Consider the following 256-nt stretch of genomic DNA (forward strand, 5'->3'; position numbering starts at 1 on the left):
ATTAAGGTAAAATACTGCAAATGAACATACACAAAAACACAAGACTGCTTCCCCACCATAGGAAAGCCATTTGGACTGCTTACCATAAGAACAAGCGGCATTGTTAAACTAAAATACATAATTCAAAGTTCCATTCCACTTAGCAAACAGTAAGTTCAAAGTGTTTTCTATCATTTTCTCGGATTTAGAATAACATTTTGATTTTCTTCTAAATCTTGCTGTGAAATGCCTAATGAGACTATTATAGCCCTCTATG

1 pseudogene is annotated in these 256 nt (G+C 33.6%); it reads right to left on the reverse strand.

The features are described from left to right. Window positions 1-108: 108 nt before the first annotated feature. A pseudogene (locus B0182_RS15010) lies at window positions 109-256 on the reverse strand (IS1 family transposase); the annotation flags it as partial.

The sequence above is a fragment of the Moraxella bovis genome, from assembly GCF_002014975.1.
Lineage (GTDB): Bacteria > Pseudomonadota > Gammaproteobacteria > Pseudomonadales > Moraxellaceae > Moraxella > Moraxella bovis.